23 protein-coding genes and 1 pseudogene are annotated in these 23008 nt (G+C 58.6%); 5 read left to right on the top strand and 19 right to left on the bottom strand.

What is annotated here, in order from left to right; all coding sequences use genetic code 11:
• Positions 1–18 precede the first annotated feature (18 nt).
• Positions 19–1086: a glycosyltransferase family 2 protein gene (locus PR018_RS24345; protein ID WP_142831422.1), complete on the top strand. Its 1068-nt coding sequence runs from the start codon at positions 19–21 to the stop codon at positions 1084–1086.
• A 23-nt stretch (positions 1087–1109) separates the two neighbouring features.
• Positions 1110–2798, top strand: a complete 1689-nt coding sequence (locus tag PR018_RS24340) for a hypothetical protein (protein ID WP_142831452.1) — start codon at positions 1110–1112, stop codon at positions 2796–2798.
• A 203-nt stretch (positions 2799–3001) separates the two neighbouring features.
• On the opposite strand, the gene PR018_RS24335 is transcribed toward PR018_RS24340, so the two are convergent.
• The 12 genes from PR018_RS24335 to PR018_RS24280 form a co-directional block, all read right to left on the bottom strand.
• The gene (locus tag PR018_RS24335; protein WP_142831423.1) at positions 3002–3520 is read right to left on the bottom strand and encodes a DUF992 domain-containing protein; all 519 of its coding nucleotides are present in this window, start codon (positions 3518–3520) and stop codon (positions 3002–3004) included.
• An 82-nt stretch (positions 3521–3602) separates the two neighbouring features.
• Positions 3603–3866: a BON domain-containing protein gene (locus PR018_RS24330; RefSeq protein WP_142831424.1), complete on the bottom strand. Its 264-nt coding sequence runs from the start codon at positions 3864–3866 to the stop codon at positions 3603–3605.
• A gap of 83 nt (positions 3867–3949) precedes the next feature.
• The gene (locus PR018_RS24325) at positions 3950–4129 is read right to left on the bottom strand and encodes a CsbD family protein (RefSeq protein ID WP_111221490.1); all 180 of its coding nucleotides are present in this window, start codon (positions 4127–4129) and stop codon (positions 3950–3952) included.
• A 119-nt stretch (positions 4130–4248) separates the two neighbouring features.
• The gene (locus PR018_RS24320) at positions 4249–5799 is read right to left on the bottom strand and encodes a helix-turn-helix transcriptional regulator (protein WP_142831425.1); all 1551 of its coding nucleotides are present in this window, start codon (positions 5797–5799) and stop codon (positions 4249–4251) included.
• A gap of 168 nt (positions 5800–5967) precedes the next feature.
• The gene (locus tag PR018_RS24315; protein WP_244615494.1) at positions 5968–6819 is read right to left on the bottom strand and encodes a formate/nitrite transporter family protein; all 852 of its coding nucleotides are present in this window, start codon (positions 6817–6819) and stop codon (positions 5968–5970) included.
• Positions 6820–7134: 315 nt separating this feature from the next.
• Positions 7135–8034 carry a homocysteine S-methyltransferase family protein gene (locus PR018_RS24310; protein WP_142831426.1) on the bottom strand — a complete coding sequence of 300 codons (900 nt, stop codon included), beginning with the start codon at positions 8032–8034 and terminating at the stop codon, positions 7135–7137.
• Entirely contained in the window at positions 8027–8719 is a 693-nt protein-coding gene (locus PR018_RS24305) for a GntR family transcriptional regulator (RefSeq protein WP_142831427.1), read from the bottom strand. The genes PR018_RS24310 and PR018_RS24305 overlap by 8 nt, the downstream gene beginning before the upstream one ends.
• A gap of 9 nt (positions 8720–8728) precedes the next feature.
• Positions 8729–9502: an ABC transporter ATP-binding protein gene (locus tag PR018_RS24300; RefSeq protein ID WP_142831428.1), complete on the bottom strand. Its 774-nt coding sequence runs from the start codon at positions 9500–9502 to the stop codon at positions 8729–8731.
• Positions 9499–10185 (bottom strand): ABC transporter permease, encoded by a 687-nt coding sequence (locus PR018_RS24295; protein ID WP_142831429.1) that lies wholly within the window; start codon positions 10183–10185, stop codon positions 9499–9501. Before PR018_RS24295 ends, PR018_RS24300 begins: the two co-directional genes overlap by 4 nt.
• Entirely contained in the window at positions 10185–10904 is a 720-nt protein-coding gene (locus PR018_RS24290) for an ABC transporter permease (RefSeq protein WP_142831430.1), read from the bottom strand. The genes PR018_RS24295 and PR018_RS24290 overlap by 1 nt, the downstream gene beginning before the upstream one ends.
• Positions 10905–10911: 7 nt before the next feature.
• Positions 10912–11769 (bottom strand): substrate-binding periplasmic protein, encoded by an 858-nt coding sequence (locus PR018_RS24285; protein WP_142831431.1) that lies wholly within the window; start codon positions 11767–11769, stop codon positions 10912–10914.
• A 40-nt stretch (positions 11770–11809) separates the two neighbouring features.
• On the bottom strand, positions 11810–12967 hold the full coding sequence (locus PR018_RS24280; protein ID WP_202617206.1) for a M20 metallopeptidase family protein: 1158 nt from the start codon (positions 12965–12967) through the stop codon (positions 11810–11812).
• 308 nt (positions 12968–13275) lie between these two features.
• Here PR018_RS24280 and PR018_RS24275 point away from each other — a divergent pair.
• Positions 13276–13398, top strand: a pseudogene (locus PR018_RS24275) (IS110 family transposase); the annotation flags it as partial.
• Between the two features lie 517 nt (positions 13399–13915).
• On the opposite strand, the gene PR018_RS24270 reads toward PR018_RS24275, so the two are convergent.
• Positions 13916–14290 carry a hypothetical protein gene (locus tag PR018_RS24270; protein WP_142831433.1) on the bottom strand — a complete coding sequence of 125 codons (375 nt, stop codon included), beginning with the start codon at positions 14288–14290 and terminating at the stop codon, positions 13916–13918.
• Positions 14291–14716: 426 nt separating this feature from the next.
• Positions 14717–16189: a sensor domain-containing diguanylate cyclase gene (locus PR018_RS24265; RefSeq protein WP_142831434.1), complete on the bottom strand. Its 1473-nt coding sequence runs from the start codon at positions 16187–16189 to the stop codon at positions 14717–14719.
• A gap of 325 nt (positions 16190–16514) precedes the next feature.
• Between PR018_RS24265 and PR018_RS24260 the strand changes: the two genes are divergently transcribed.
• Complete coding sequence (locus tag PR018_RS24260) at positions 16515–17108, top strand: hypothetical protein (protein ID WP_142831435.1); 594 nt, start codon at positions 16515–16517, stop codon at positions 17106–17108.
• A gap of 702 nt (positions 17109–17810) precedes the next feature.
• Positions 17811–18419, top strand: coding sequence for an MFS transporter (locus PR018_RS24250; protein ID WP_142831436.1), 609 nt, complete (start codon positions 17811–17813; stop codon positions 18417–18419).
• A 215-nt stretch (positions 18420–18634) separates the two neighbouring features.
• Here the strand turns inward: PR018_RS24250 and PR018_RS24245 are convergent, their stop codons facing one another.
• The 5 genes from PR018_RS24245 to PR018_RS24225 form a co-directional block, all read right to left on the bottom strand.
• Positions 18635–19135 (bottom strand): NUDIX hydrolase, encoded by a 501-nt coding sequence (locus PR018_RS24245; protein WP_142831437.1) that lies wholly within the window; start codon positions 19133–19135, stop codon positions 18635–18637.
• Positions 19136–19277: 142 nt separating this feature from the next.
• Positions 19278–20165 carry a glycerophosphodiester phosphodiesterase family protein gene (locus PR018_RS24240; protein ID WP_244615495.1) on the bottom strand — a complete coding sequence of 296 codons (888 nt, stop codon included), beginning with the start codon at positions 20163–20165 and terminating at the stop codon, positions 19278–19280.
• Positions 20166–20195: 30 nt separating this feature from the next.
• Entirely contained in the window at positions 20196–21056 is an 861-nt protein-coding gene (locus tag PR018_RS24235) for an ABC transporter permease (RefSeq protein ID WP_142831438.1), read from the bottom strand.
• Positions 21053–21913 (bottom strand): ABC transporter permease, encoded by an 861-nt coding sequence (locus PR018_RS24230; protein WP_161990993.1) that lies wholly within the window; start codon positions 21911–21913, stop codon positions 21053–21055. The genes PR018_RS24235 and PR018_RS24230 overlap by 4 nt, the downstream gene beginning before the upstream one ends.
• Complete coding sequence (locus PR018_RS24225) at positions 21910–22950, bottom strand: ABC transporter ATP-binding protein (RefSeq protein ID WP_142831439.1); 1041 nt, start codon at positions 22948–22950, stop codon at positions 21910–21912. Before PR018_RS24225 ends, PR018_RS24230 begins: the two co-directional genes overlap by 4 nt.
• Positions 22951–23008: the final 58 nt, after the last annotated feature.

Here is a 23008-nt window from a genome sequence, read left to right as displayed (position 1 = left end):
GAACATTGACGAGCGCATATGACCAATATTTCACCACTCATCCTCTCAATTGTTGCACCCTGCTACAACGAGCAGGAGGGGATATCGGAATTCTGCCGTCGCTGCGTAGCGGCGGCTCGATCGGTAGCCGGTGAGGATTTCGAGATTGTTTTGGTCGATGACGGCTCCAGCGACGAAACTTGGAATATAATTGCTGCAATGACAGCACTCGTGCCCCAGATCCTTGGGGTACGCCTGATGCGTAATCATGGCCACCAGCTGGCGGCTACCGCTGGGCTCGCTGCATGCTGCGGCGAGCGTATCCTCTTGATCGATGCAGATCTGCAGGATCCGCCGGAACTGTTGTTGATGATGATGCCGATCATGGATGGTGGCGCCGATGTGGTCTACGGCCAGCGTTGTCAACGTCAGGGCGAAACGTGGTTCAAGCGTGCCTCGGCTTCGCTTTTTTACCGTCTTCTTTCCCGGCTGGCATCGGTCACGATACCGCGCGACACGGGCGACTTCCGGCTGATGCGCCGCCGGGTTGTTGATATCCTGATGGCTATGCCGGAGCGTGATCGGTTCATACGAGGCATGGTCAGCTGGATCGGCGGGCGACAAGTTGCCTTGCCCTACGAACGCGACGCACGTTTTGCCGGCGAAACCAAATATCCTCTGCGCAAAATGATCGGCTTCGCGTTGGACGCCGTGACGAGTTTTTCGACAACTCCGTTGCGTGTCAGTACTATCCTCGGGCTTGCGACTGCGGGCATTGCATTTTTGCTGCTCATCTTTTCGATCGCACGGTGGCTCTCTGGTGACACGATCGTTGGCTGGTCCAGTATCATGTGTGCCGTCACAGCTTTCAGCGCCATCCAGTTGATATGCATTGGAATTATTGGCGAATATTTGGGGCGATTGGTGCAGGAAAGCAAACGACGTCCAATGTTCATGATCGAGAGCCTGCTGCAAAATGGACGAGATCTGACGTTAACCAGCGATTTCTCAGATTTAGACGCCGCAGGAAGACGCAGGGCAATCGCGTCAGCCTTGCAGGATGGAGGCGAACAGCCGGAGAATGCAAGGGCAAGGGCCGTCCGATGAGGCCCGTCGACCTCGTTGTGGATATGCCCTCAGATCCACAGTCCGAACCCGCACCGAAAGGAACCGCGGATTCGGTCCTGCAGAACACCAACACCTCGATTTTCGCCTTCCTCGGCATTGTGGGACTGATGGTGACGGCGTTCAAGTTCCCGCCGCTCCTCGATTATGCGAACCACTATACACGCATGTGGCTGATCGCAGGCGGCATTACGGAAGTCCATCTCGCGCAAATCTATGCGCTCGACTGGCACGGCACCTTCACAAATCTCGGCATAGATCTTATGGCCCGTTATCTTGGACCGTTGATCGGTGTCAGTATGCTGGCACGCGCTATTCTCTTTGCAGCGATCGTGCTGCCGCCAATAGGCGCCATAATACTGCATCGTAAGGTGTTCGGCGGATCTTACTACTGGCAGATCGCAATGCTCTACCTTGCATGGTGCGCGACGCTTATCGGCGGCTTCATCAACTTCCAGATCGGCCTCGGCTTAGCATTGCTGTTTGCATCGGTCGATCTGCATTTACAGGTCAGGAACAGACGGGCGTTATTCGTCTGGCGACTTCTGGCTTCCCTGCTTTTAACGATAATGCATCTATTCTCACTGGGGTTCTACCTTGCGCTGATCTGCGGTCTCGAAATCTCCCCCCGGTTAGAACTGCGCCGTTCACTGGCCGATTGGAGCAGATTGGCCATTCGGATAGCGCTTGCCTTCCTGGCTTGCGCGATTTTCCCGGTTCTGTTGTTTCTGCGGTCGCCGGTCTTACCTGGGAATGCGCTGGGATTGGAGACGATGTGGAACGCCACGCCGACCCGGCAGATGATGAATCTGTTCTCGGCGATTTGGACGTACGTCTCCGTGGTCGATGTGATGCTGCTTATCCCTGTAGTCCTGGTCTGCACCAACGCCGCCCGCACTGGCCGGTTCAGGATGCACACGGGACTTGCGATAGCTGCACTCGGTCTCACCATCGTCGCCTGCCTTTCCCCCCGCAGCATGGTGGGGACCGGCTGGATAAGCTGGCGCTTTCCCATAATGGCCGCACTCACGGGCATGGTGATGTTCTGTCCGCTGCCGAAACTGGCGCGCCACGAGGCACGTGTCATAATGCTCGCCTTGACCCTCGTTGTCTTCGGGCGCACCGCATGGATAAGCTACAATTGGTGGCAAGGCGAAAACGACGCCAACGACGTCATATCGGTACTGGAATCAGTCCCACCGGGTTCGGCCATCCTACCTCTCGCTCATCTTGTGCTCGCCGATCCCCTGGGCGGATGGCAGAGACACTATGCCTGGGGCGAAGACACGTTCCGACACCTACCGACATTGGCGATACCCTTCGCACAAGCCTTCGTTCCTGCAGTCTTCACGGCACGCGGCAAGCAGCCTCTCATGGTGTTGCCGCCATGGTCTTCCATTGCGGTGCCAGAAGGTAATTTATCATCGACCGGGGTACTGAGTTGCCCTTCTTGGCTCGAAAGGGAATCCGTCCTGGCGCCGTATCTGTCTAATTGGCGAAAGCGTTTTGACTATGTTCTTGTCATGAACGCAAACCAGCCGGACAAATATGTGGGATATGCACTTCCAGGCGGCTTGAAGTTGATAGGCGACAAACCCTTCGCCCAGCTTTACAAGATTGACGCGATTTTTGTGGCGGATAAAAGCACAACATCGCCTGTAATTTGCCCCGAACCGCTCACCGCTTTTGAGTGACCACGACAGCTGCCACGCTAACAGCGAGGTCGGGAATTTGCACGGCTCGCCTAAATTTCCTGCGGCGGTTTAAGTCGTCCGTACGGGCGTGGAAAATCCGACGACGGTCAAAATCGCGCCGGTTGCGAGGACCTGTGACATGAACGAATTGGAAAACAGGGCCGCCAAGCCCTGTTTTCGGATTTGGTGAAGGCTAGTGGGCCTTAGCTTGCAGGGCGTAGCTGCAGTCGCGAGACGCCGGCGGCGACGTTCAGGCCGGTTCCCACTTCTGCGCTGAGCGGCTGCAGGCCGAAGTTCTTGGAGTTGCCGCCGACCAGTGCATTGGCGCCGAGGCCAAGGCCGACTGAAGCACCTGCCGAAGCTCCGACATAGGTGCCGGCGAGGCTACCCTGTCCGACGCTCGTCGGTGCCGTATTGACGACGACCCAGCTGAGGTAGGACTTGCCTGTGATGCCGACATCGAGACCGAGCTTGCCGATCGTCCCGGTGTAGCGTTCGACCTCACCGGTGCGCTGCTTGAACTGGCAGGTGACTGCCTTGCTTGAGCCGATCAGCAAGCCGATTCCGCCTGCCACTTCGCACGACAGGGTGCCGAGACGTTCCTTCGGTTGCGTTACCACCTGCTTTGTCGGGTGCTTGCGATGGTGGTGCGGGCTGGTGGCCGAGGCCGCAGAGCACAGGGCCAGGCTACCCGCCATGGCGAGGATGAATGCTTTTTTCATGTGATTGATCCTTTTTCAGGTCTCGTTCAGCACCACGAGACGCGATGCTGAGATTTCCTGTTGTTTGCTGAGGATAAGATGTTCAGGGCAAAGATTCGCCCGGGGCGATCTCGATGATGCTGTGCACCGCCATGTGTGTGAACTCGCCCGCAACCTCGACTGCTCTGGCTGCCGCAGTGTGAGAATGGGCACGGCCGCTGAGGGTCACGCATCCGTTGGCAACCTCGACCTCGATCTCGCAGTCTTCGTGACCGAAGGTATAGGCAAGCAGGCACTCGATTGCGATCCGGGTGGAGCAGTCGCTGGATGCACTGGTGGCCAAGGCGGGGTAGGGCAAAAACATCATCTTGAACTCGGCTCCATGGGATTTTCGGCTCGCCAGGTCTGGCGAGCCAAATGATCGTCTCGGTTCGGTGGAGTGGCGGTCGGTTACTTAAGCGCGTCCTTGACGGCATCCTTGCCCTTGCCAACGGTGCTCTGCACTTCGCCGGCAGCCTTGTCGACCTTGCCTTCTGCTTCCAGCCGCTCGTTGCCGGTCAGCTTTCCAACAGTTTCCTTGATCGTGCCCTTGAGTTCCTTTGCGGCGCCTTCGATACGGTTCTTGTCCATTGTACTATCCTTTCATTCGCGTTGTTTATCCTGACCCCGGTCTGGCCGGCGTCATGCAAATGGAGATAGCGCTCCGAACAGGCGTCTTGCAGATTGGAAAATACCAATCCCGCTAGTAGCTAGTGACCTTTTTTCGTCAATTTAGTACTTTTTTTGGCTGGGGTAGCAACGTTAGACTTTGGAGATTTACCCTGGCCCTCGGGCAAACCCGTAAAGCCCCGTTCCCTTGCCCAGATGACCGCTGCCGCCCGGCGGTTGACGCCGATCTTGGCGTAGAGCGAGGCAACGTGGTTTCGGATAGTATTCTTCGACAGGTGCAGGCGTTCTCCCATCTCCTGATCGCTGTGGCCGCTGCAGATCAGCCCCAGGATCTCCCGCTCGCGGTCACTCAGCTCGAACAGTTGCGCCGTCGGCGCGCGGCCGGTCGAACTGTGCTTGAGGGTCGCAAGACGGTCAACGATCGAACGGCTGAACCAGGAGGTATCCGCCATGACGCTTTCAATGGCCTCGACGAGCTCGGCCTCGCTGCGCCGTCGCTCGGTCACGTCCTGCAGGGCCCAGATGACGCATTGCTGGTCGTTGATTTCCACCCGCTCGGCGGAGACGAGGCATTCAGCAGCGCCCCCGGCCTTCTGCTTCATCTGCATCGGCTCGTTTCGAATAATGGTGTTGTCGCGCAGCTTCTGCTCGATTGTCCGGCGCGCGGCGACGTCCTCCCAGAGATGGAGTTCGCCGGCCGTCCGCCCGACGACCTCGCCGGCAGCATATCCGGAGATCTGCAGGAAGGCGTCGTTTGCTTCCATGAAGACGAAGTCGTCGAGCCGGGAAATGGCCGCTGGCGCAGGCGACAGCCGGAAGGATTTCGAGAACCGCTCCTCGCTTTGCCGCAGGGCATTCTGGGCCTTCCTGCGACCATCCAGATCGGCAAAGGTGAAAAGCATACAGGGTTCTTCGACCACCGAAATCGGCTCGCCGGCGACGATCACCAGCCGGTCGCCACCATCGGGCAACGGCACCAGGGCCTCGCGGTGGCGAATGACGCGGCCCTCATTCAGCTTCGTCAATGCATCTTCGCCGGTTTCGCAGTTGGAAAACAGACCGAGGGCCTCGACGCTCTTGCCGACGACATCTTCCTTGGCAAAGCCGGTCATCTCCAGGAAGCCCTGGTTGACGCGGATGAAGCGGTGATCGTCGAGACGGCAGATCAGGCCGGGTGCCGGGTTGGCGTTGAAAGCCCGCTCGAACCTTTCCTCGGCTTCGAAGCGCGGTGTCTCGTCCCGCATGATCAGCACGAGGACATCTGGCTTGTCGCCACCATCCGAGATCGCGAGGCTGCGCACAGTGTGCACCCAGACGAGGTCGAGATCCGAAGACGGTGAGAGCTCCACCGTCACGTCGTCGACCGTCTCGCCCACGAGCAGGCGCTCGATCGGATATTGTCCCTCTTCCAGGGGATGGTTGTTCCGGTACCGCAGCGTGAAATTGCGGCGGTAGCCCTTTGCGTCCTCGCCGAGATCCTTAACCGCCTCGACCCGGTGCATCTTCAACGCTGCTAAATTGGCCCAGGCGATCGAGCCGTCGGGATCGACAAGGATGATGCCGTCGCTCAGCCCGGCGATGAGTTCCTGGAGAATGGAGCGATTTACCCTGGGCGCCGCAACTTCGGCCATATCAACCTCCTCGTTGGAAGTCTGGGCATGTAGGCACTTTTCTTCGGGAGGAAATAGGCAAGGCGCGATCTGCGCGCTAATGCTGCACGCGGATCGAAATTTCGCGTGGCCGGATTGCAATAGGTCCGGCACGGTTAGCCCGCCCGCTGTGCACGCCGATGATAGCGCTTACGTGATTTCGTCGCGAACTTGGCCGTGGGCCACCACCGCAAAGAGGCCTGTACCCCCAATGATGTTGCCGATCAGCGCCGGCAGGATAAACCCGCCGGCAGCCTCCCAGAGCGTCGTCTGACCGCTCAAGAACAGCAGCCATGCTTCGCCTGAGCCAGCAACGACATGGCTGAACCCGCCAATCGCAATGACATAGGTGATGAGCAGGATCACCCAGAACTCGCTGCCCCTTGCATTGGGCAAGATCCATGCAATCGACGCCACCAGGAACCCGGCAGGGGTGGCGAGGAGAAGTGTCGTGACGAAGTCATGTTCAAGAGCCGCTTTCGAAATCTCCAGGGCCGCTGCCAATTGCTCGGGGCCGACAATGATCTGCGAGGCGACAAGGGCTGCCACGAAAAATGTGCCCATCATGTTGGCAAGGAATACCGCCGCCCACAGCCGGAGCAGTCGGCCGAGATTGCGAACTGTCGGGTGGGTGGCCAGCGGCAGGACCGCAGTCACCGTCGTTTCCGTGAACAGCTGGAGCTTGCCGAGGATGACGATGACGAAGCCCACGGTGTAGCCGAGCGCAACGACCAGTTCCCGCCACGGTGCATCCGGCAGACGCAAGCCAATGAACGCTTCCGCCAGAGGCGAGATGCTGATCGCCACGCCCGCTGCAAAACCGGAGAACAGCAGCGAGATGATCGGCCGGGCGAGTTCTTCGTCGCCCTGCAGCCGGATCACCTCGTGGACGACCTTGGCCGATCCCGACGTCCGCTCCGACACCGCCCGCTTGTCATCTTCTGAAATTTCTCTGGAAGGCGCGCCCTCACTGGCAGTCCCGTTCTCGCTATCGTTCGACAAACAAATCTCCTGAGGCGCGGTGCAGGCGCGGGTTGGCGTTCTTTAAAGGGGGCAGGATATTGGAGATCTTCCGACCAGTCACGCTAACTATGTTGAAGCCGCCGAGCAATCGGCCGCCGCTTGCAATTGCACAAGCCATCTCTGTACCGGGCAATGGCGCTTTCCAGAGATGAAAATAGCAATGCACATCCTGTGCAAGCAGCGCAATATCGCCGCGTGACGCAGATCATGGACGTCGTTGGACAAGCAACTGTCGGCCCGCAGCTTTGCATTGCGCCGCTCCAACTGCTTCCACGTTCAGCGCCATCGGTACGTCTACCGCGTTGCTTCACAGACCAAATGGTTTGTCAGGTGGTGGATATGATCTGTTCCTATGCCGCAGCAGCCACCGATGATCGTCGCGCCGGCTTCGATCCAATGGTTGCCCCAATTGCAATAGGATTGTGCGTCAAGGTCAGTCCTCACCGCAGAGACGACCTCGTTGGCAGCACCGTCTTCATCCTGAGAGCCGAAGGCGTTTGCATAGACGCCGAGGGGAAGCAAAGGCACTGCGGCCCGCGCGGCCCTGAGTGCGGCAGCCATTACTTCCGGCATCGAGCAATTGAATAAGAGAGCCTCGGCGCCGAGCGCGGCGGCGAGGCGAGCCGCGTCCGCGACAGTCTGATGCGACCGGAGTTGCGGTTCAGTCATCTCTTCGGACGGAATATCGTCACGCAGCGTGAACGAAAGCCAGAGCGGCTTGCCGGTCTGGCGAATTGAAGTCGCGGCCGCGGTGGCCTCTTCCAGGCTGCTTTGCGTTTCTGCAAGCCAGAAATCGACGTAAGGGGACATCCCGCGAACGAGGACGCCGAGATAATCGGCCGCTAGTTCGGCGTTGAAGAGCTCAGGCTGATAGGATCCGAAGACGGGCGGCAGAGAGCCTGCCACCTTGACATTTGTGGCGCCCGCGGCATCGCGTGCCAAGCGTCCCGCCAACGCGGCAAGCTCCTCGCCGCGCTCGCGAAAGCGCGCTTCGCCGATGTGAAAGGGGACGATGGCATAGCTGTTGGTGGTGATGACCTTGGCACCGGCGCGGATGTAGCTGTCGTGGACCTTTCGGACCATATCAGGTGCCTCCATCAGCGCGAGGGCAGACCATTCAGGCTGACGGAAGGGAGCGCCGATGCGTTCCAGTTCGCGCCCCATTCCACCGTCGAGGATCAAGATATCAGCCATGATGTACTTTCTGTTTTTGGGTGTTGGCTCTCTGAAGTTCATGAAAGCCGGCGATGTCGTCCGCTATCGAATCCGCGATATGATCGCGAACGGCCTTCTCGGCATTCTCCGGGTTCTCCTGCATCAGGGTCTCGAAGAGACGCTGGTGTTCCGCAACGAGCGGCCGCCGACGCGGCCAGTGCAGCTCCGACCAACGATAGAGCCATTCCATCTTGTCGGCGAGCTGGGCGTGGCGGCGCATCAAAAGCCGGTGGTTGGCGGCCTCGACGATGCTGGCGTGAAAGCCGAGATCTGCTTCCAGCCTTGCATCGGTGCCACCGTCCTCCGCGCCACCGAGATTGTCGAAGGCCTCCGTGATCCTCGTCGTGTCGATCGCGCACCACCTTTCTGATACGATGCGGGCTGCCAAGCCTTCGAAGGCAGCCCGCATCGAATAGATTTCAGAGATCTCGCGGGCGTCGAGATGGGCGACATGCCAGCTCGAATAGGGCGTTCGCATCACGAGTTCCTTCTCCTCGAGTGCAAAGAGAGCCGAGCGTACTGTTCCGCGGCCGACGCCGACTTGCTGCGCCAGTCCCTGCTCGGTCAGAGTGGCGCCTGGAAGAAACTCGCCGCGAACGATGGCATCGCGCAGCCAATCCACCGTATTGTCCTGCAGGCTCTTCTTGTCGATCGGTTCGCGCATCACGTACCCTCAGCGATTGCGGTCGAAGTGGCCGCTGAGGAACGAGCGACAGCGATCGGACTTGGGGTTGGCGAAAACCTCTTCCGGCGTACCGTCCTCGGCGATCAGGCCCATGTCGAGGAAGATCGTGCGCGACGACACCTCGCGGGCAAAGCCCATTTCGTGGGTGACGATCAGCATGGTCATGCCGTCCTCGGCAAGGCTGCGAATGACCTTCAGCACTTCGCCGACCAGTTCCGGATCGAGCGCCGAGGTAGGCTCGTCGAAGAGGATGGCGCGAGGATGCTGCGCCAAGGCACGGGCAATGGCGACGCGCTGCTGCTGCCCGCCGGAGAGGTGAGCCGGCCAAGCATCGCGCTTTTCCGCCAACCCGACCCGCTCGAGGAGTGCCAATGCCTCCGCGATACAATCGGCCCGAGGGCGTTTCTGGACATGGATCGGCGCCTCGATGACATTTTCGAGCACGGTCCGGTGCGGCCAAAGGTTGAAGCCTTGGAAGACGAAGCCGAGATGGCTGCGCATGCGCCGGGCAGCCGCCTCCTCATTGCGCGACAGCCTTCCCGCTCTGGGGGAGATGCGGTCTGCCCCGACGGACACCGAGCCCTCATGGGGGATCTCGAGCATCGGAATGCAACGGAGTAGTGTGCTCTTTCCAGAGCCGCTGGCACCAATCAGGGAAATGACGTCCCCGTCATCAGCTGTAAGATCGATACCGCGCAGCACCTCGTTATCACCGAAGCGCTTTCGCAGACCGCTGATGGAAATTGCCGGGAGGGCGGTCATCGGTATGCTCCAAACTGCCAAGGAGAGAGGCGGCGCTCGATCCAGTCGGCGGCCCGCGTCACGAGGAGGGACAGGGCGAGGTAGATCACCGCCGCGCAGAGAAATATCTCGATCGCGCGCCAGGTTTCAGACACCAGCGCACGGGCGATGCCGGTGACCTCCATCAACGTGATGGTGCTGACCAGCGCGGTCGATTTCAGCATTGAAATGACCTCGCTTGAATAGGAGGGCAGGGCCTGGCGGAAGGCGATGGGCAGCACGATGCGTCGGGTGACCGTAAGCCGTGTCATCCCGGAGACCCTGCCGGCCTCGATGAGGCCCTTTGGCACGGCGCGCAGGCCGCCACGAATAATCTCCGTCGTGTAGGCCGCGTCGTTCAGCACCAGCGCCAGCAGGCCACACCAATAGGGTTCGCGAAAGAACGGCCAGAGGAATGTGTGCCGGATCACCCAGAAATGGGCGAGCCCGTAGTAGATCAGGAAGATCTGGATAAGTAGCGGCGTGCCCCTGAACAGGAAGACATAGGCCGAGACGAAGGCTTCACCGATGGGGTTGACGCGAATGAGATTGAAGAACAGCGCCAGGCAACCGCCACCCAGCAGCGACAGGATGCCGAGATTGAGCGTCAGCGGCAGGCCGACCAGCAGTTGCTTCTCGATATCGGCGAGGAACTGGATGTCCATCAGAAGCCTCCTGCCGATTGGCCGTGCAGGCTGCGACGTTCGATGAGGCGAAAGACCTGGCCGGAGATCGTAGTAATGACGAGGTAGACGCCGGCGCCGGCGGAATAGAACAGGAAATCCTCCTGCGTCGAGCCGGCTGCTGCCGAGACTTGGCGCATGACCTCCACCAGCCCGGTCACCGAAACGAGCGCGGACTCCTTGATGACCGACTGCCACTGGTTGCCAAGGCCGGGAATGGCCGTGGTCATCGCCTGCGGTGCAATGACGCGACGAAACAGCAGCCAGTTACCCATGCCCACGACGCGCCCCGCTTCTATCGTTCCCTTCGGGACCGATTGATAGGCGCCGCGAAGCACCTCCGACTGGTACGCAGCCGATATCAGACCGATGGCCAGCATGCCGGCGACGAACCCGCTGATCTCGAAAGGGCCGGCAAAGCCGAGCGCCTGTCCGACAAGCGCGACGATCTGGCGGCCTCCGAAGTAGAAGAGATAGATCACCAGAATGTCCGGCACGCCGCGCATTACGACGGTGTAGGCAACCGCGATCTTGCGCATCGGCCAGCCTCCGGCGATGCGGGCCCAAGCCACCAGCGTCCCCAGCAGCATGCCGACGACAAAGGCGCAGATGGAAACGGCAAGCGTGGTAAGGCCGGCGCGAAACAGCGCCATGCCCCATCCATCGGGCCCAAATCCAAGAAGCGCCAGGTCTGCCTGCATGTCGGCCTCAGAGCTTTGGCGTGATGACCATACCGAACCATTTCTTCGAAAGCTCAGCCAAAGAGCCGTCATCGGACATGGATTTCAGGCCCTTGTCGAGCTTCTGCTGCAAATCCTTGTTGCCCTTGCGGATAGCGACGGCCGACCCTGTCCCCATGACGCCGCCCTTGATCGACGGGCCGGTCTTGACGGCTTCGGCAGCATTCTTTTCGAGAAAGGCAGCTACATTGGTCTCCGCCGCCATGCCCGCGTCGATCCGTCCATTGAGAAGGTCGTGGTAGACATCAGGCCCGTTCGGGTACGTGCGGACCGTCACGCCCTTGTCGGCGAGATATTTGGTGAGAAACGTGCTCTGGATCGTCGACACCTGTACGCCGACAGTCTTGCCGGCCAGGACCTTGGCAATGTCGGCGATCGCTGGCTGCGTCGCTGCATCGTCGGCAAGGTCGACGGACGTTCCGTTGCCGGGCAGTTCGAGACCGCTGTCCTTGGCGACAAAGAAAGTCGAGCCTCCGGTGGTGTAGGGTAGCGAGAAGTCGATGACCTCGCGCCTTTTGTCGGTGACCGAAACGGAATCAATCACGCCGTCATACTTGCCGTCGATCACGCCCTGGATCATTCCGTCCCAAGCCTGGGGAATGATCTTCACATCGAAGCCGGCGCGTTTGCCGATCTCGTTGATCATGTCGATCTCGAAGCCCTTCAATTCGCCCGTGGGAGAGGTCATGTTGAAAGGTGGAAACGCACCCTCGGTCGCGAACACGTAGGATGTTTTGGTCTGCGCGAATGTGGCTGCAGGTGTCATGGCGATTGCGGCGATGGCAGCAAGGCCAAGGCGCAGGAAATGGCTGCGTGTGATGGTCATGAGTGTGATCCCGGATATGTAGGAGGGTATGGAATGGGTGTCAGGTGAGTAGCTCGACAGCCACGCGCGTCAAGGCGATGGCGCTCTGCTTGATGCAGGATTCGTCGGGCTGATAATCGGAATTGTGAACACGGTCGTCACGGCCGGGCTGGCCGGAACCGATGAAGATCTGGATGGACGGAAGGCGTTCCGAAAAGTAGGAAAAGTCCTCTGCGCCGAAGCTGGAACCCTGCTCTACAAGTGGCAGAACGCCAAACTGCATTCCGAGCGCTTCCGTGGCACGATCCACCAGGCGGTCGTCGTTCATCAGCGGCGGTGCGCCGCGCACATAGTCGATATCGACGGATACGTTGAGTGCGGCAGCAGCACCCTGGCAGATCCGGCTGAAGGAGGCCTCTGCCAGGTCACGGGATTCCGGCGACCGGCATCGAACCGTGCCCTCGAACATGCAGCTGTCGGGAATGATGTTCTGTGTCGCGCCGCCTTGGATATGGCCGATCGTCAGTACCGCCGACGTCGAAGGATCCATCTCGCGGGAAATCAGGGTCTGCAACTGGGTGATCATGTGTGCGGCAGCGACAATGGGGTCGATGGCGGCATGCGGGCGGGCCGCATGGCCGGACTTGCCGTGGACAATCACCTTGAACTCGTCGCTGGATGCGGTGCTGGCGCCTCTGTTGAGGACGATCTTGCCAGCTGGAGTTTCCGGACGATTGTGAAAAGCCACCGCCAGGTCGGCACCGTCGGCAGCGCCATCGGCGATCATGGCGGCAGCGCCGCTCTCCTGCGTTTCCTCGGCCGGTTGAAAAATCAGCCTTATCGATCCGGCAAGCTCGGACGAAATCCTTAAAAGCGCGCTCGCAGCGCCAAGCAGCGCCGCCGTATGAATATCGTGTCCGCACGCATGCATGGCGCCGGGGATCGTTGAGGCGAAGGCAAGCCCGGTCTGCTCTGCTATCGGCAGGGCATCCATGTCGGCGCGCAGGATGACGCACGGTCCGGGACGACCGCCGGTAATGGTCGCAACCACACCTGTTCGGCCAACACCTGTCTTGGGATCAAGTCCGAGGGCCCGCAACTCGTCCGCGACGAGCTGCGCCGTCCTGAAGGTGTCGAAGCCGATTTCCGGATGCGCATGGATGTCGCGCCGGATCTCAATCAACCGCGGCTCGAGCGGCTGCAATAGATCTTCGATCATTTTCGTTGGATCGTTGGAGGGGTAAAGCATATTTCGATCCAAATCTGTCGGTTCAGAGCCTTCCCCAAGCATGCGAAAGACGGGGCTCTCTGTCAAGGATCGACAATCGATGCTTCAGCCCGCTAAAGCGCAATAAAATTCTATTTTTCTAACCAACGACAGAATATCGTACCAATGATTGTTTTGGCAAATTGACGATATGGTCGGTGTGTTCAAAGGGCTTTGTCCTTGCGCCTGATGCCGCAGAAGACGATGTTAGCCATCAACAATTGAAGCCTATTGAAGAAACGCGTCCAACTCTAAGTTATCTGGTGGCCGCTCGCAATCAGCTCCTCAGCATCTCGACCCAGCTCAGCAATCAGATCCGCGGCTTAATGAAGACGTTCGGTCTCATCATCCTGGAATGCACAGGTCGGGTATTCGTTCGCGAACATGAGAGTGGATGGGTATGGCGGCCTAGGTGTTAAGAACAAATTGCCAGATCGGCGCTCACGAGATTCAATCTAGAATCCACTGTCGCTTCTGTCCGCGACTGACTGAAATCCCTGTCCGGGACTTTGTGAAACCCGCAGTGTCGCGCTGCAGACGCCATTCCATTCAGCAAAATTGCGATTGATGGTGACGATGGTGCTCTTAGTCTTCCACGGTTGCCCGCACGGCGGAAGCCGATCACTTTGCTTGGAGCTACTGGCAGTTCGAAAGCAGTTTCAGCGCCTACGACTACCACATCGTCAATGACCGTTGGATCGAGCCGATTTCCAAAGCTCTGGTTCCCGCTTCATCGTCGGAAGTCAAATAGGGAAGTACGATGTAGTTTACGTCCTCATCACGGCCCAAAGAGTTCCGTGGGGGGAGCTTCCACCGGATTGGGGTCGCTTCAAGCGATAAACTCACACTATTCGATCGAGTTTATTGCCGCTTAAGCTTGTCGGTTCGTCGCTCCCCCGGTCAGGTCAAATAGTGAGCGACAAGGTAGAGAGCCGCGGCAATGCCAGTACCGGCGCATAGCAATGTGCTTGTCGATCGAAATGCCGCCCCGCTCTGACCAACGGGGATATTTATCGGTCCCTTGGCGGGAGCAGGGGATGTGATCGCAAGGGTCTGCGTTGCGGTTGACGATGACGTAGAAATACCCGGACGGACGAAACTCGGATCGGTCCCACCGCAGGTCGGAACAATTACTTTCGTGCCGGGGTTCTCATCGGCCTTCACGTTGAAGGTCAGCGTTTCACTTTTGCACATTTCCCCGTAAACTTTTGCCGCAGCGGTCGCTTCGTCATCCGCCTCGATCAACGAGGTATGTGTGACCAGAAAATACGGCATTGCTCACCTGTCGAAATCTGCTCTTACACAGTATGGCTGCGGTAGTACATGTCGAATGATATGCGCGGATTTATTCGGGGCGGACTCGATAGCTACACTATTTGATAAATTCGCAGCCAATTAACGGCCTTCCCCAGTGGAACAGTCAGCCAACATAGTAGGGTGGAAATTAGTAGATTGAAAAGGGCCCGCCGGGCAGTGGATGGCGGGCCCTCTTTGGCACAGACGCGCTACAAATTGTGACATCGGCACTGTAACCTGCGATGGTTAACAAATTTCGGACGACTATTGGGGAAAGCGCTATCGAATATGCGATAGTTACAGCTAGCGCTCGCCAAAGCGATCAAGCATTTCTCGCAGCTGCTGGTTCTGCTGAACCAGATGCGCCTGTAGCTTCACGGCTGGTTGGCCGGCAACCTGCTTATCTCAGCTATCACGGCTCTGTCGCCCGTCAGCCACGCCCAGTTGGCTCCGAAGCCTTTCGTAATGTGCGCGTTTTGCTTCGTACATCTTGAGGTCTGCGCGTTTAACGACGTCTTCCATGGAGTCGTCGGCGAGACTGGTTGCGACACCGCATGAGATGCTGAGGGGCATGCTGGAATAAAACTGGTTGTTGATCGACAGCAGTTCGTTGATGGTTTCAACGGCTATGCTTGCGGCCTTGGCGTCTGCGCCTGGCATCAGAACTGCGAACTCGTCGCCGCCGATGCGACAGGCATGGTTGGGGGGTGAAATCGCGCCGCTCAGAATTTCGCCGAACCGCCTCAGCAGAGCGTCACCCACGTCATGCCCGTACTCGTCATTGGCGCGTTTCAGGCCGTTGAGGTCGATGATGATGGCCGAGACGGGTTGAAGCGATTTCCGCTCCAGACGGCTCAATTCTTCGCTGTAAAAAGCGCGATTGTAGAGCTTTGTCAGGACATCGTGTTTGCCGAGATATTCGAGATAGGCTTCCGCCTTCTTGCGGGCAGTAATGTCAGCGAGTGCGACCTGCACCCTCGACCAATCGCGTTCGTAACCGGGGAAGACGGAAAAGTGCAGCAGGATGTGACGGGGCGACCCATCGAGCGCATAATTGACGACCTCGCGATGGTGATGCAGGTTGCCATTCCACAACTCCATCAGTTGCTCCCGAAACGGCTTTTCCATATCGTCCCGGAAAATCTCGGTGATCCGCTGAAGAAGTTGCGACCGATCCGCCGCGCAGAAGAGATCGAGTGTCGCCTGATTGACGTCCAGCACGCGGATCTCGCTCATGCATTGCCTGACGAATTCCGGATGGACGTCCATGAAAGTGCGGAAATCCGTTATCCCGCGATCCCGTATGGTTTCCAGCAATGTCCTGATCTGGCTGAAGTCTTCAATCCAGAGAGATACGGGAGAATGTTCAAAAATCCCTTCGGCGTAGCTGCGTTGCGCAATCTCTGCGCGGCGGGCCGTCTCACGGTCCGTGACGTCTTCAGTCGTCAGCAACACCCTTGAGAGCGTCTCTTCGGCGCCCGGCATAATCATGCCGCGAAGCTGAATATCAAGCCTTCGGCCAGTCAGGGTGTAATTCACCGTCGCGCTTGAAAACGATGGCTTGCCGTCAAAAAGCGCTGCAAGCTCGTTCACATGCGTCTCGAGCATGTCGTCACGAAACACGGTGGCCATATTCGCCCGGAGATGTTCGACGTCTCTGGCCTCGACCAGATCGAGCGTCCACCTGTTCACGTCGAGGAGGCGAATGCGCCTGGAGCATTCGGCGACACGGGACAGATCCTCTTGCAAGAATCCTCGAATATCGGTTACGCCTTCCAATCGCCAGTCATCGAATAGCTTTTTCACCTCGCTGAAATCTTCGATCCACATGGCGATTGGGGCGAGGTTGAAAAGTTCGGAATCAGGCACAGACGACATCACGTGTCCTTAGCGTCAATCGAGTAGGCTTCGTTTTATACAGTCTGCTATTAACGAACGGTTGGGGACGGGACGATGACGGCTTTTTCCACCACCACCACGCTCTTGGTGTCCGTGGCCGGGATCATCAACCCCGACCAATCCATTTAGGCGGGTCGGCAGCGCTTCCAATGTCAACGGCTTTGCAACGATTTATATTCCTCAAGAAGTTGAGACGCACCCTAGCTCTGGCATGGCCTTTTCAGCGATGCCAGGTGCGCTATGGTAAACACACCCGCATGGACGATAGCCGGGCAGTCGTGCGGCGCAACGAGAGGAAGCGTATATGGCATTGGATGCGGCTGGTATGAGCGCCGAAGGCTTCTCACATGTGCGTGTCATAGTCGGGATGGTTCTTGGCTTAAGTCTGGCGAGATTGGTCAATGGCCTGACGCGCTTCGTGCAGCACCCTGGAAGTATCAAGATCTACCCGATCCATTTGGGCTGGGTCGTTTTCCTTCTCATCACCATCATTCATTTCTGGTGGTACGAATTCAATCTCAGGCTGGTCCCGATATGGACCTTCCCGATTTACTTCTTCCTGATTGTCTATGCGATGCTCTACGCGGCGTTGACAGCCCTGCTTTTCCCCGATCAGATGAGTGAATACAGCGGCTACGAGCAATATTTTGAAGCTCGCAAACGCTGGTTCTATGGCGTTTTCGCCCTGACGTTCATCATCGACCTCGGCGACAGCCTGATAAAGGGATCAGACTATTTTGCAGCCCTCGGAACCGAATATCTTTTTCGCCAGTCCATATTTGCGTTCTGCGCCGTAGCCGCGATGTTCGTGCCTGGCAAAGGTTTCCAGGCACTGTTTCTCATCGTCGGAACGCTCTACCAGATCAGCTGGATTCTGAGAGTTTACGATCTGCTCTAACGGCAATCCTCGTCACGAAAACCCAAGACCACCGCGTTCTGGCCGAGCGGGAGATCATGTCGCAGCATCAGCCTATTTTGATGCCTAACTGTTTGAACTGAAATGCTGCAATCGCCATTCGATCCACGCGCATGGACCGCCCGGGTTTGTCGCAGGACCCACCACGAGAGACGCAGGGTCTATGTCCCCGCAAGACGGCGAACAAATTTTCTCCTGAAGTCTCCGTGCCGTGCGAACGGTGCCAGAGCAGGTCACATGACGCCCGGCATCCGTCGCAGTGCACTGCCCTTTCCTTTATCGCAGAATAGATCGGCCGCTCGGCACAGACGCTCAAGGCGTGGACGAAGAAGGCACAGGTCGAGGGAGGCAAGCGGGCAGGCCTGCCAAACGACGTGACCGAGACGGTGAAGGCTCCGGAACGGGAGAGCCGGGGGAGGTCGTCACGAGAACGAGAATTTGCGCAAAGCCTCTACAAATTTTGGATTGGACCTATCCCCGCAGCCCAGCCTTTGGTCACAATCGGACAATGTTCGATTTTCCCAAGCGGTAAAGCAACTAGATGAGGACATGAAACGGGAAGCTGCGCCCCAGCGACGAAGTCACCGATAAACATCGTCCCCGTCTGTTGAATTTAAGTGAGATGTTGGCGCTCCCTCCGGTCTTTGTCATGACCGGCATGCTCGGACTGGTCGCAGCCGTTCTTTGGGCGACGATCTACAGGATCCTCGACACTTCAAAGGCACCAATCAAGCCGAACTTAATCTCATCAAAGAGAGGGGAGGGGTGCCGGAACTGAGCGACCGACTACAAAGCGAGCAGGCAGGAAGGAGTGCATTTTCGTGGCACGACCTGAAATTTGTCCTGAGCAAGAAGAAGCTGTGGGGGATCTACATCGGACAATTCAGCTATCTGGCATCGGCCAATTTTTTCTTGAGGTGGTTTCCGACCTACCTTGTTCAATATCGCCACCTGGATTTTATCAAGGCGGGATTTTACGCATCAGTACCGTTTCTTGCACGGTTTGCTGGCGTGTTGGTGTCGGGCTTCCTGTCAGATGCGCTGCTTCGGGCAAAATTCAGCCTCAGTGCATCGCGCAAAATTCCGGTCCTCACCGGCATCGCTTTGTCCATACTGATCATTGGTGCTCAGTTCGATGATAGCCCGCCGTTGATTATCCTCTTTTTGGCAATCGCGTTCTTTGGCACCGGCATGGCTTCGATCACCTGGTCTTACGTTTCAGCGCTGGCGCCGGAGCGCCTTGCCTCCATCGAGGCGGCGGCCGTAAAAATGCAAACCCGTCCACTCCGCTAGCGGCATGTCGCTCGAGATAGGTAATCGACAACAGAAACCGGTGGATGCTGACGGCTTTTACCGAATGTCGGATCCGGCTTGCGCCCCTCAGGCGCCGACGGCTGTGATCCGCGAACAATCGCCGGCCCCGAGCACATCAGGAGCCGCGTGGACATCGCTTGCAGTCCAACTGCGGATGTCAAACGTCGGCGGAAGTCAGAAAGTTGGTCAACCAGTTACCAGGTATCGGGCTTGGGGCATATGAACTGGTTTGCCAATTCCCGCACGCTTGAAATCAGGCACTTCAAATCGGGCTCGTGGACGGCTGCCGCGGCTGCGCCGGGGGAAAACCAGCGAAGTTCCCGCTCATCCTTCTGAGGGAACTGGCTGTCCAGTTCGAGAACGTTGAGAAGATGGACCTGAACAACGGTCAGGACGCTCTCCTCCTCACTCAGCTTTTTCTTGTAGGTGTAGTAGCCGCAAGGCTTCTTGCGAACGCGCCCTCGTACCCCGGCTTCGTGCCATGCCTCACGCTGGGCGACTTCGTGAGGTTTTTTCTTGGCAAAGCCCCAGCCTTTCGGGATGATCCAGCGGCCAGAATTACGGCTCGTAATCAGCAGGACCTGAATGGGCTCTTCCCAGCCGGGCACGAGCCTGAAGCAAAGGGCAGCATATTGCTTGTCGGTAGGCGACGATCGCTGCGCGCATCGTCGGCGTTTTTTCTTCTCATTCAGCATTGGTCCGGGAACTCAACGAGAAAGACCTTATCGGCAAGCATCGGATTGCCGGTTGGGACGAAGTCACGGTGCCTGCGCTTAAAAGCGATTGCTTGAACAAAAAGGGTCAATGCACCGACCATGCCTCCGTCCACGATTGCCATCATGCGGGGCCTTGCGCGGCATCGCTTGTCAACCAGGCCTTGAATGCCTCAACTTCGTCTGTCTGGATTGCGCCGACCCCGGCTTCCTTCAGCGCGCCCCAAACCTGACTTGGTTCGCTTAACGCCCGTGTGTCGTTGTAGGCGAGGCAATGGGAGACATCGAGCGTGTTGATCCATAGCCGGATGTTCTGGCGCTCCAGTTCTTCGCGGCCTGCGGCGAGATCGGCAATGTCGGAAAATTTTACTTCTATCATCGGCGCGCGAAGCCGTTCGATACGGCGGAGATCCTCCGCAAATTTGCCGTTTGGACGCACCTGGAACATCGGCATATGTGGAATACGTCCGAACCAGTCCTGGTCGATGAGCGCGAAACGGTCCGCCGTCGGATCAATATCCGTCTTTACCAGAACTTGTCTCTCCATTCCGAGCCTCAGCACCGTACTCATGACGAGCGGCAGATCACGGATGAACTTCGTATCGATATTGATGGCAATGCGTCCGCGCGCTTCTTCGAGCATTTCTGCAAGGGTTGGCACGCACTCTTCGGTGGCGGTTGCATGCGCTCCACCGGCGCCAGCGCGCAGCATGGCGCGACGGAGGGAGGAAAACGGCATGTTGCCAACTTTCCCCGTTGCCGTTGTCGTTCGATCGAGAGTTTCGTCATGAATGACCACAAGCACCCCGTCGGCGGACGACTGGGCGTCGATTTCCACCATCTCGACGCCGAGCGCGATTGCAGCACGAATGGAGGCAAGCGAGTTTTCCGCCGTCGTCTTCCAGACGCCCCGATGGGCGATGGTCAGGATCGCGGGGTTGCTGCGCGTCGTCATCTCGAGGACGTCGCCGTGGAAAGCAGGAATACGGTCAGTGGCAGGCGCGTGTTGCATAGTTTTCGACTTTCGACAGGTTGGGACGCATCAGATCTTGCCCATGCCCGCTGCCATCAGGTCGTCGCGCAGGATGCGTCCGGCAATGATGAAAACGATGAGCGCAGGCAGGAGGAGGATGAAGGAGATGATAGAGGCCAGCGGGAGCTGTATCGAATAGGGATCGAGATACATGTAGAGCTTGATCGGCAGCGTCTCGACGACCGGCGCGCCGACGATGAAGGACTTGTCGAATTCCTCGAAACTGCCGATGAACGACATCAGTCCACCGGCGAGAAGCCCGGGGACGGCAAGTGGCAGTATGATGTGGGCAACGATGCCGGCAGTGCCCGCGCCAAGCGAGCGTGCGGCATGGATCACGTCGTCAGGAATGGTTTCGAGCGTTGCGCTCATCAGCCGGATCATCAGCGGCAAGGTGCCGACGATCTGCACGAGGACCACGCCTAAGATGGAGTAAGAGAGCCCGAGCGTCATGAAGAGCTTCCCGATGCCGATCGCCACAACGAGGCCCGGAATGATGATCGGCGCAAGAATGAAGATCTCCACCAACCGCTTGAGGCGGAATGGAAAGCGGGCCATCGCCCAAGCCGTGGGGAGCGCCAGGAAGGCGGTTGCCGATGTCACGACCACGGCAATCAGGATACTGTTGATTGCGGCCCGCAGAAGGCCCGGATCTGACAGGATGATCGTCCAGCGGCTTGCGGTATAGTTCCGCGGCACGACAAGCGGCGGCTGCCATCCGTCCGCAATGCTCCAAAGGAACATCAGTGCCAGTGGCAGCGCAATGGCAAGAAAAAGGGCGCCGTAAAGGCCGATCGCCACCGGGAGACGATCTTCCTGTGTGAAGTAGCGGCGACGGCGCGGTGGTGCCGCGGCAATGGAGAGCGTCATTGATGGCCTCCCTTCGCATTTCCAGCGCCGATACGATCGGTCAGCGCGTAATAGGCCATCAGGACCAGAACCGCGAAGAGGCTCAGCAACATGCCCATCGCATAGACCTGCGGAAAATGTCCCTGATTGAACTCGTTGACCATCAGGACCGAGAGCGGCCGGGCAACGGGCGGACCGACGATATCGGGAATGGCATATGAGCCCATCGAGCCGATGAAGGTCAGAAGAATTGCAGCTGTGATACCGGGCATGGCAAGCGGCACCTCGACGAACAGGAACGTCTTGATCCGCGATGCGCCGAGGGTTCGCGATGCAAAACGGATATCTTCGGGAATGGCCGCGAAAGCGCTGGTGATGATCAAGGTCATGAACGGGATCTGTTTCCAGACGCTGGCCAGAATGACGCCAACACCCCAGTCGTCGCGCACCAGCTTGGGAAGACCGAGGCCAAAAGGTGCGATGACACGATCGACAAAGCCGCCGCGTTCGAACATCACGATGACCATCAAGCCGACGATAATGCCGGGCACCGCCATGGGAAGTTTGTACAGGCCGCTGAAAAGCTTGCGTCCGAGAAAGCTCCTGCGGATCAAAAGAGCGAGTGGCACCGACACGAGAATGGAAACGATAACGGGTGCGACGCCGTAATAGATCGACGTCTTGAGGCCGCGCAGCATGGACGGCCTGGTAAATATCCGAACATACCACTGCAGCGTCAACACTCCGTCGTCATTGAGAAAGCTGCCAACCAAGGTGGAAAACAGCGGCCCGCCAAAGAAGAGCAGCAAATAGCCAACGCCCGGCGCCAGCAACAGCGGCACAAAGAAGCGCCGGTCTCGAAGAAGAACGCCCATCATGCCGCTTCCCTTGCTGGCCGGTCATCGAGACGATGGGCGACGTCGGGAAGAGCGAGCGCAACCCTGCTGCCGACCTCGATCAGGTTGTCGGCCCCGGCCTTGCTGACCTTGATCACCTGGCCGGCAATCGAGATGGTGTAGAGCGCGCTGGCACCCAGGAAGGAAAGGGCGGTGACAGTGCCGGGTCCCTCGGCGTCGACAATGATTTTGATATTTTCCGGTCGCACGGAAATCTGGGCCGCGCCCGCAGACCCGGAATCGAGCAACACCGACTGCCCCCAGGGAAGCCGCGCATGTCTGCCATCGGCATGGACGGCGATGATGTTGGTCTGGCCGAGGAAGCCTGCCGTGAATGCGTGCCTCGGCGAGCGGTAGAGATCGAGCGGCGTGCCAATCTCCACCACCCGGCCTTCGTTCATCACGACGATGCGGTCCGACATCGCCATCGCTTCGGCCTGGTCGTGGGTGACATAGAGGCTGGTGGTGCCGATGCGCCTGTGCAGTTCGACCAGTTCGTGGCGCAGCATTTCGCGCAGCTTGGCGTCGAGGTTCGACAGTGGCTCATCGAACAGCAGCAAGCCGGGCTGCATGACAATGGCCCGTGCCAGGGCAACGCGCTGCTGCTGCCCGCCCGAAAGCTGACGCGGCATGCGATCGACAAGTCCGGTCAGGTTGCAGATCTCGAGCGCATGGGCAATGCGGCGCTCGCGCTCCCCTGGGGGTACCTTTTTCATCCTTAGCCCGAAACCGAGATTTTTCGCCACCGACATGTGGGGAAACAGTGCGTAGGACTGAAAGACCATCGCTATGTCACGCGCTTCCGGCGGCGCCGTATCGATCCGCCGCCCGGCCAGGTGAACTTTTCCGCTGCTCGGTGTCGTGATGCCCGCCAGAATGCGAAGGAGCGTCGACTTCCCGCATCCAGACGGTCCGAGAATGGTTACAAATTCGCCCCGCTCAACGCTGATCGAAACCGGATGCAACGCCCGGCTCAGGCCGTAGGCCTTGGATATATCGGTGATTTCGAGTTCGCTCATGGCTATCTACTCCGGCCGGGGGCGATGCTGGTCCTTGATCGACGGAGATCACAGCACG

This window comes from Rhizobium rhododendri, assembly GCF_007000325.2.
GTDB classification, from domain to species: domain Bacteria; phylum Pseudomonadota; class Alphaproteobacteria; order Rhizobiales; family Rhizobiaceae; genus Rhizobium; species Rhizobium rhododendri.
The sequence above is the reverse complement of the archived record's forward strand: the minus strand, read 5'-3'. Positions and strand labels throughout refer to the sequence as shown.

What these genes read in the sequence shown, in the direction of transcription:
- PR018_RS24240 (WP_244615495.1), bottom strand. Translation starts at nt 20,165, where the DNA reads ATGCAACACGCGCCTGCCACTGACCGTATTCCTGCTTTCCACGGCGAC.
- PR018_RS24300 (WP_142831428.1), bottom strand. Translation starts at nt 9,502, where the DNA reads ATGACCGCCCTCCCGGCAATTTCCATCAGCGGTCTGCGAAAGCGCTTC.
- PR018_RS24270 (WP_142831433.1), bottom strand. Translation starts at nt 14,290, where the DNA reads ATGCCGTATTTTCTGGTCACACATACCTCGTTGATCGAGGCGGATGAC.
- PR018_RS24260 (WP_142831435.1), top strand. Translation starts at nt 16,515, where the DNA reads ATGGCATTGGATGCGGCTGGTATGAGCGCCGAAGGCTTCTCACATGTG.
- PR018_RS24340 (WP_142831452.1), top strand. Translation starts at nt 1,110, where the DNA reads ATGCCCTCAGATCCACAGTCCGAACCCGCACCGAAAGGAACCGCGGAT.
- PR018_RS24330 (WP_142831424.1), bottom strand. Translation starts at nt 3,866, where the DNA reads ATGATGTTTTTGCCCTACCCCGCCTTGGCCACCAGTGCATCCAGCGAC.
- PR018_RS24345 (WP_142831422.1), top strand. Translation starts at nt 19, where the DNA reads ATGACCAATATTTCACCACTCATCCTCTCAATTGTTGCACCCTGCTAC.
- PR018_RS24325 (WP_111221490.1), bottom strand. Translation starts at nt 4,129, where the DNA reads ATGGACAAGAACCGTATCGAAGGCGCCGCAAAGGAACTCAAGGGCACG.
- PR018_RS24245 (WP_142831437.1), bottom strand. Translation starts at nt 19,135, where the DNA reads ATGCTGAATGAGAAGAAAAAACGCCGACGATGCGCGCAGCGATCGTCG.
- PR018_RS24265 (WP_142831434.1), bottom strand. Translation starts at nt 16,189, where the DNA reads ATGTCGTCTGTGCCTGATTCCGAACTTTTCAACCTCGCCCCAATCGCC.
- PR018_RS24290 (WP_142831430.1), bottom strand. Translation starts at nt 10,904, where the DNA reads ATGCAGGCAGACCTGGCGCTTCTTGGATTTGGGCCCGATGGATGGGGC.
- PR018_RS24295 (WP_142831429.1), bottom strand. Translation starts at nt 10,185, where the DNA reads ATGGACATCCAGTTCCTCGCCGATATCGAGAAGCAACTGCTGGTCGGC.
- PR018_RS24310 (WP_142831426.1), bottom strand. Translation starts at nt 8,034, where the DNA reads ATGGCTGATATCTTGATCCTCGACGGTGGAATGGGGCGCGAACTGGAA.
- PR018_RS24230 (WP_161990993.1), bottom strand. Translation starts at nt 21,913, where the DNA reads ATGATGGGCGTTCTTCTTCGAGACCGGCGCTTCTTTGTGCCGCTGTTG.
- PR018_RS24320 (WP_142831425.1), bottom strand. Translation starts at nt 5,799, where the DNA reads ATGGCCGAAGTTGCGGCGCCCAGGGTAAATCGCTCCATTCTCCAGGAA.
- PR018_RS24235 (WP_142831438.1), bottom strand. Translation starts at nt 21,056, where the DNA reads ATGACGCTCTCCATTGCCGCGGCACCACCGCGCCGTCGCCGCTACTTC.
- PR018_RS24280 (WP_202617206.1), bottom strand. Translation starts at nt 12,967, where the DNA reads ATGATCGAAGATCTATTGCAGCCGCTCGAGCCGCGGTTGATTGAGATC.
- PR018_RS24335 (WP_142831423.1), bottom strand. Translation starts at nt 3,520, where the DNA reads ATGAAAAAAGCATTCATCCTCGCCATGGCGGGTAGCCTGGCCCTGTGC.
- PR018_RS24305 (WP_142831427.1), bottom strand. Translation starts at nt 8,719, where the DNA reads ATGCGCGAACCGATCGACAAGAAGAGCCTGCAGGACAATACGGTGGAT.
- PR018_RS24285 (WP_142831431.1), bottom strand. Translation starts at nt 11,769, where the DNA reads ATGACCATCACACGCAGCCATTTCCTGCGCCTTGGCCTTGCTGCCATC.
- PR018_RS24225 (WP_142831439.1), bottom strand. Translation starts at nt 22,950, where the DNA reads ATGAGCGAACTCGAAATCACCGATATATCCAAGGCCTACGGCCTGAGC.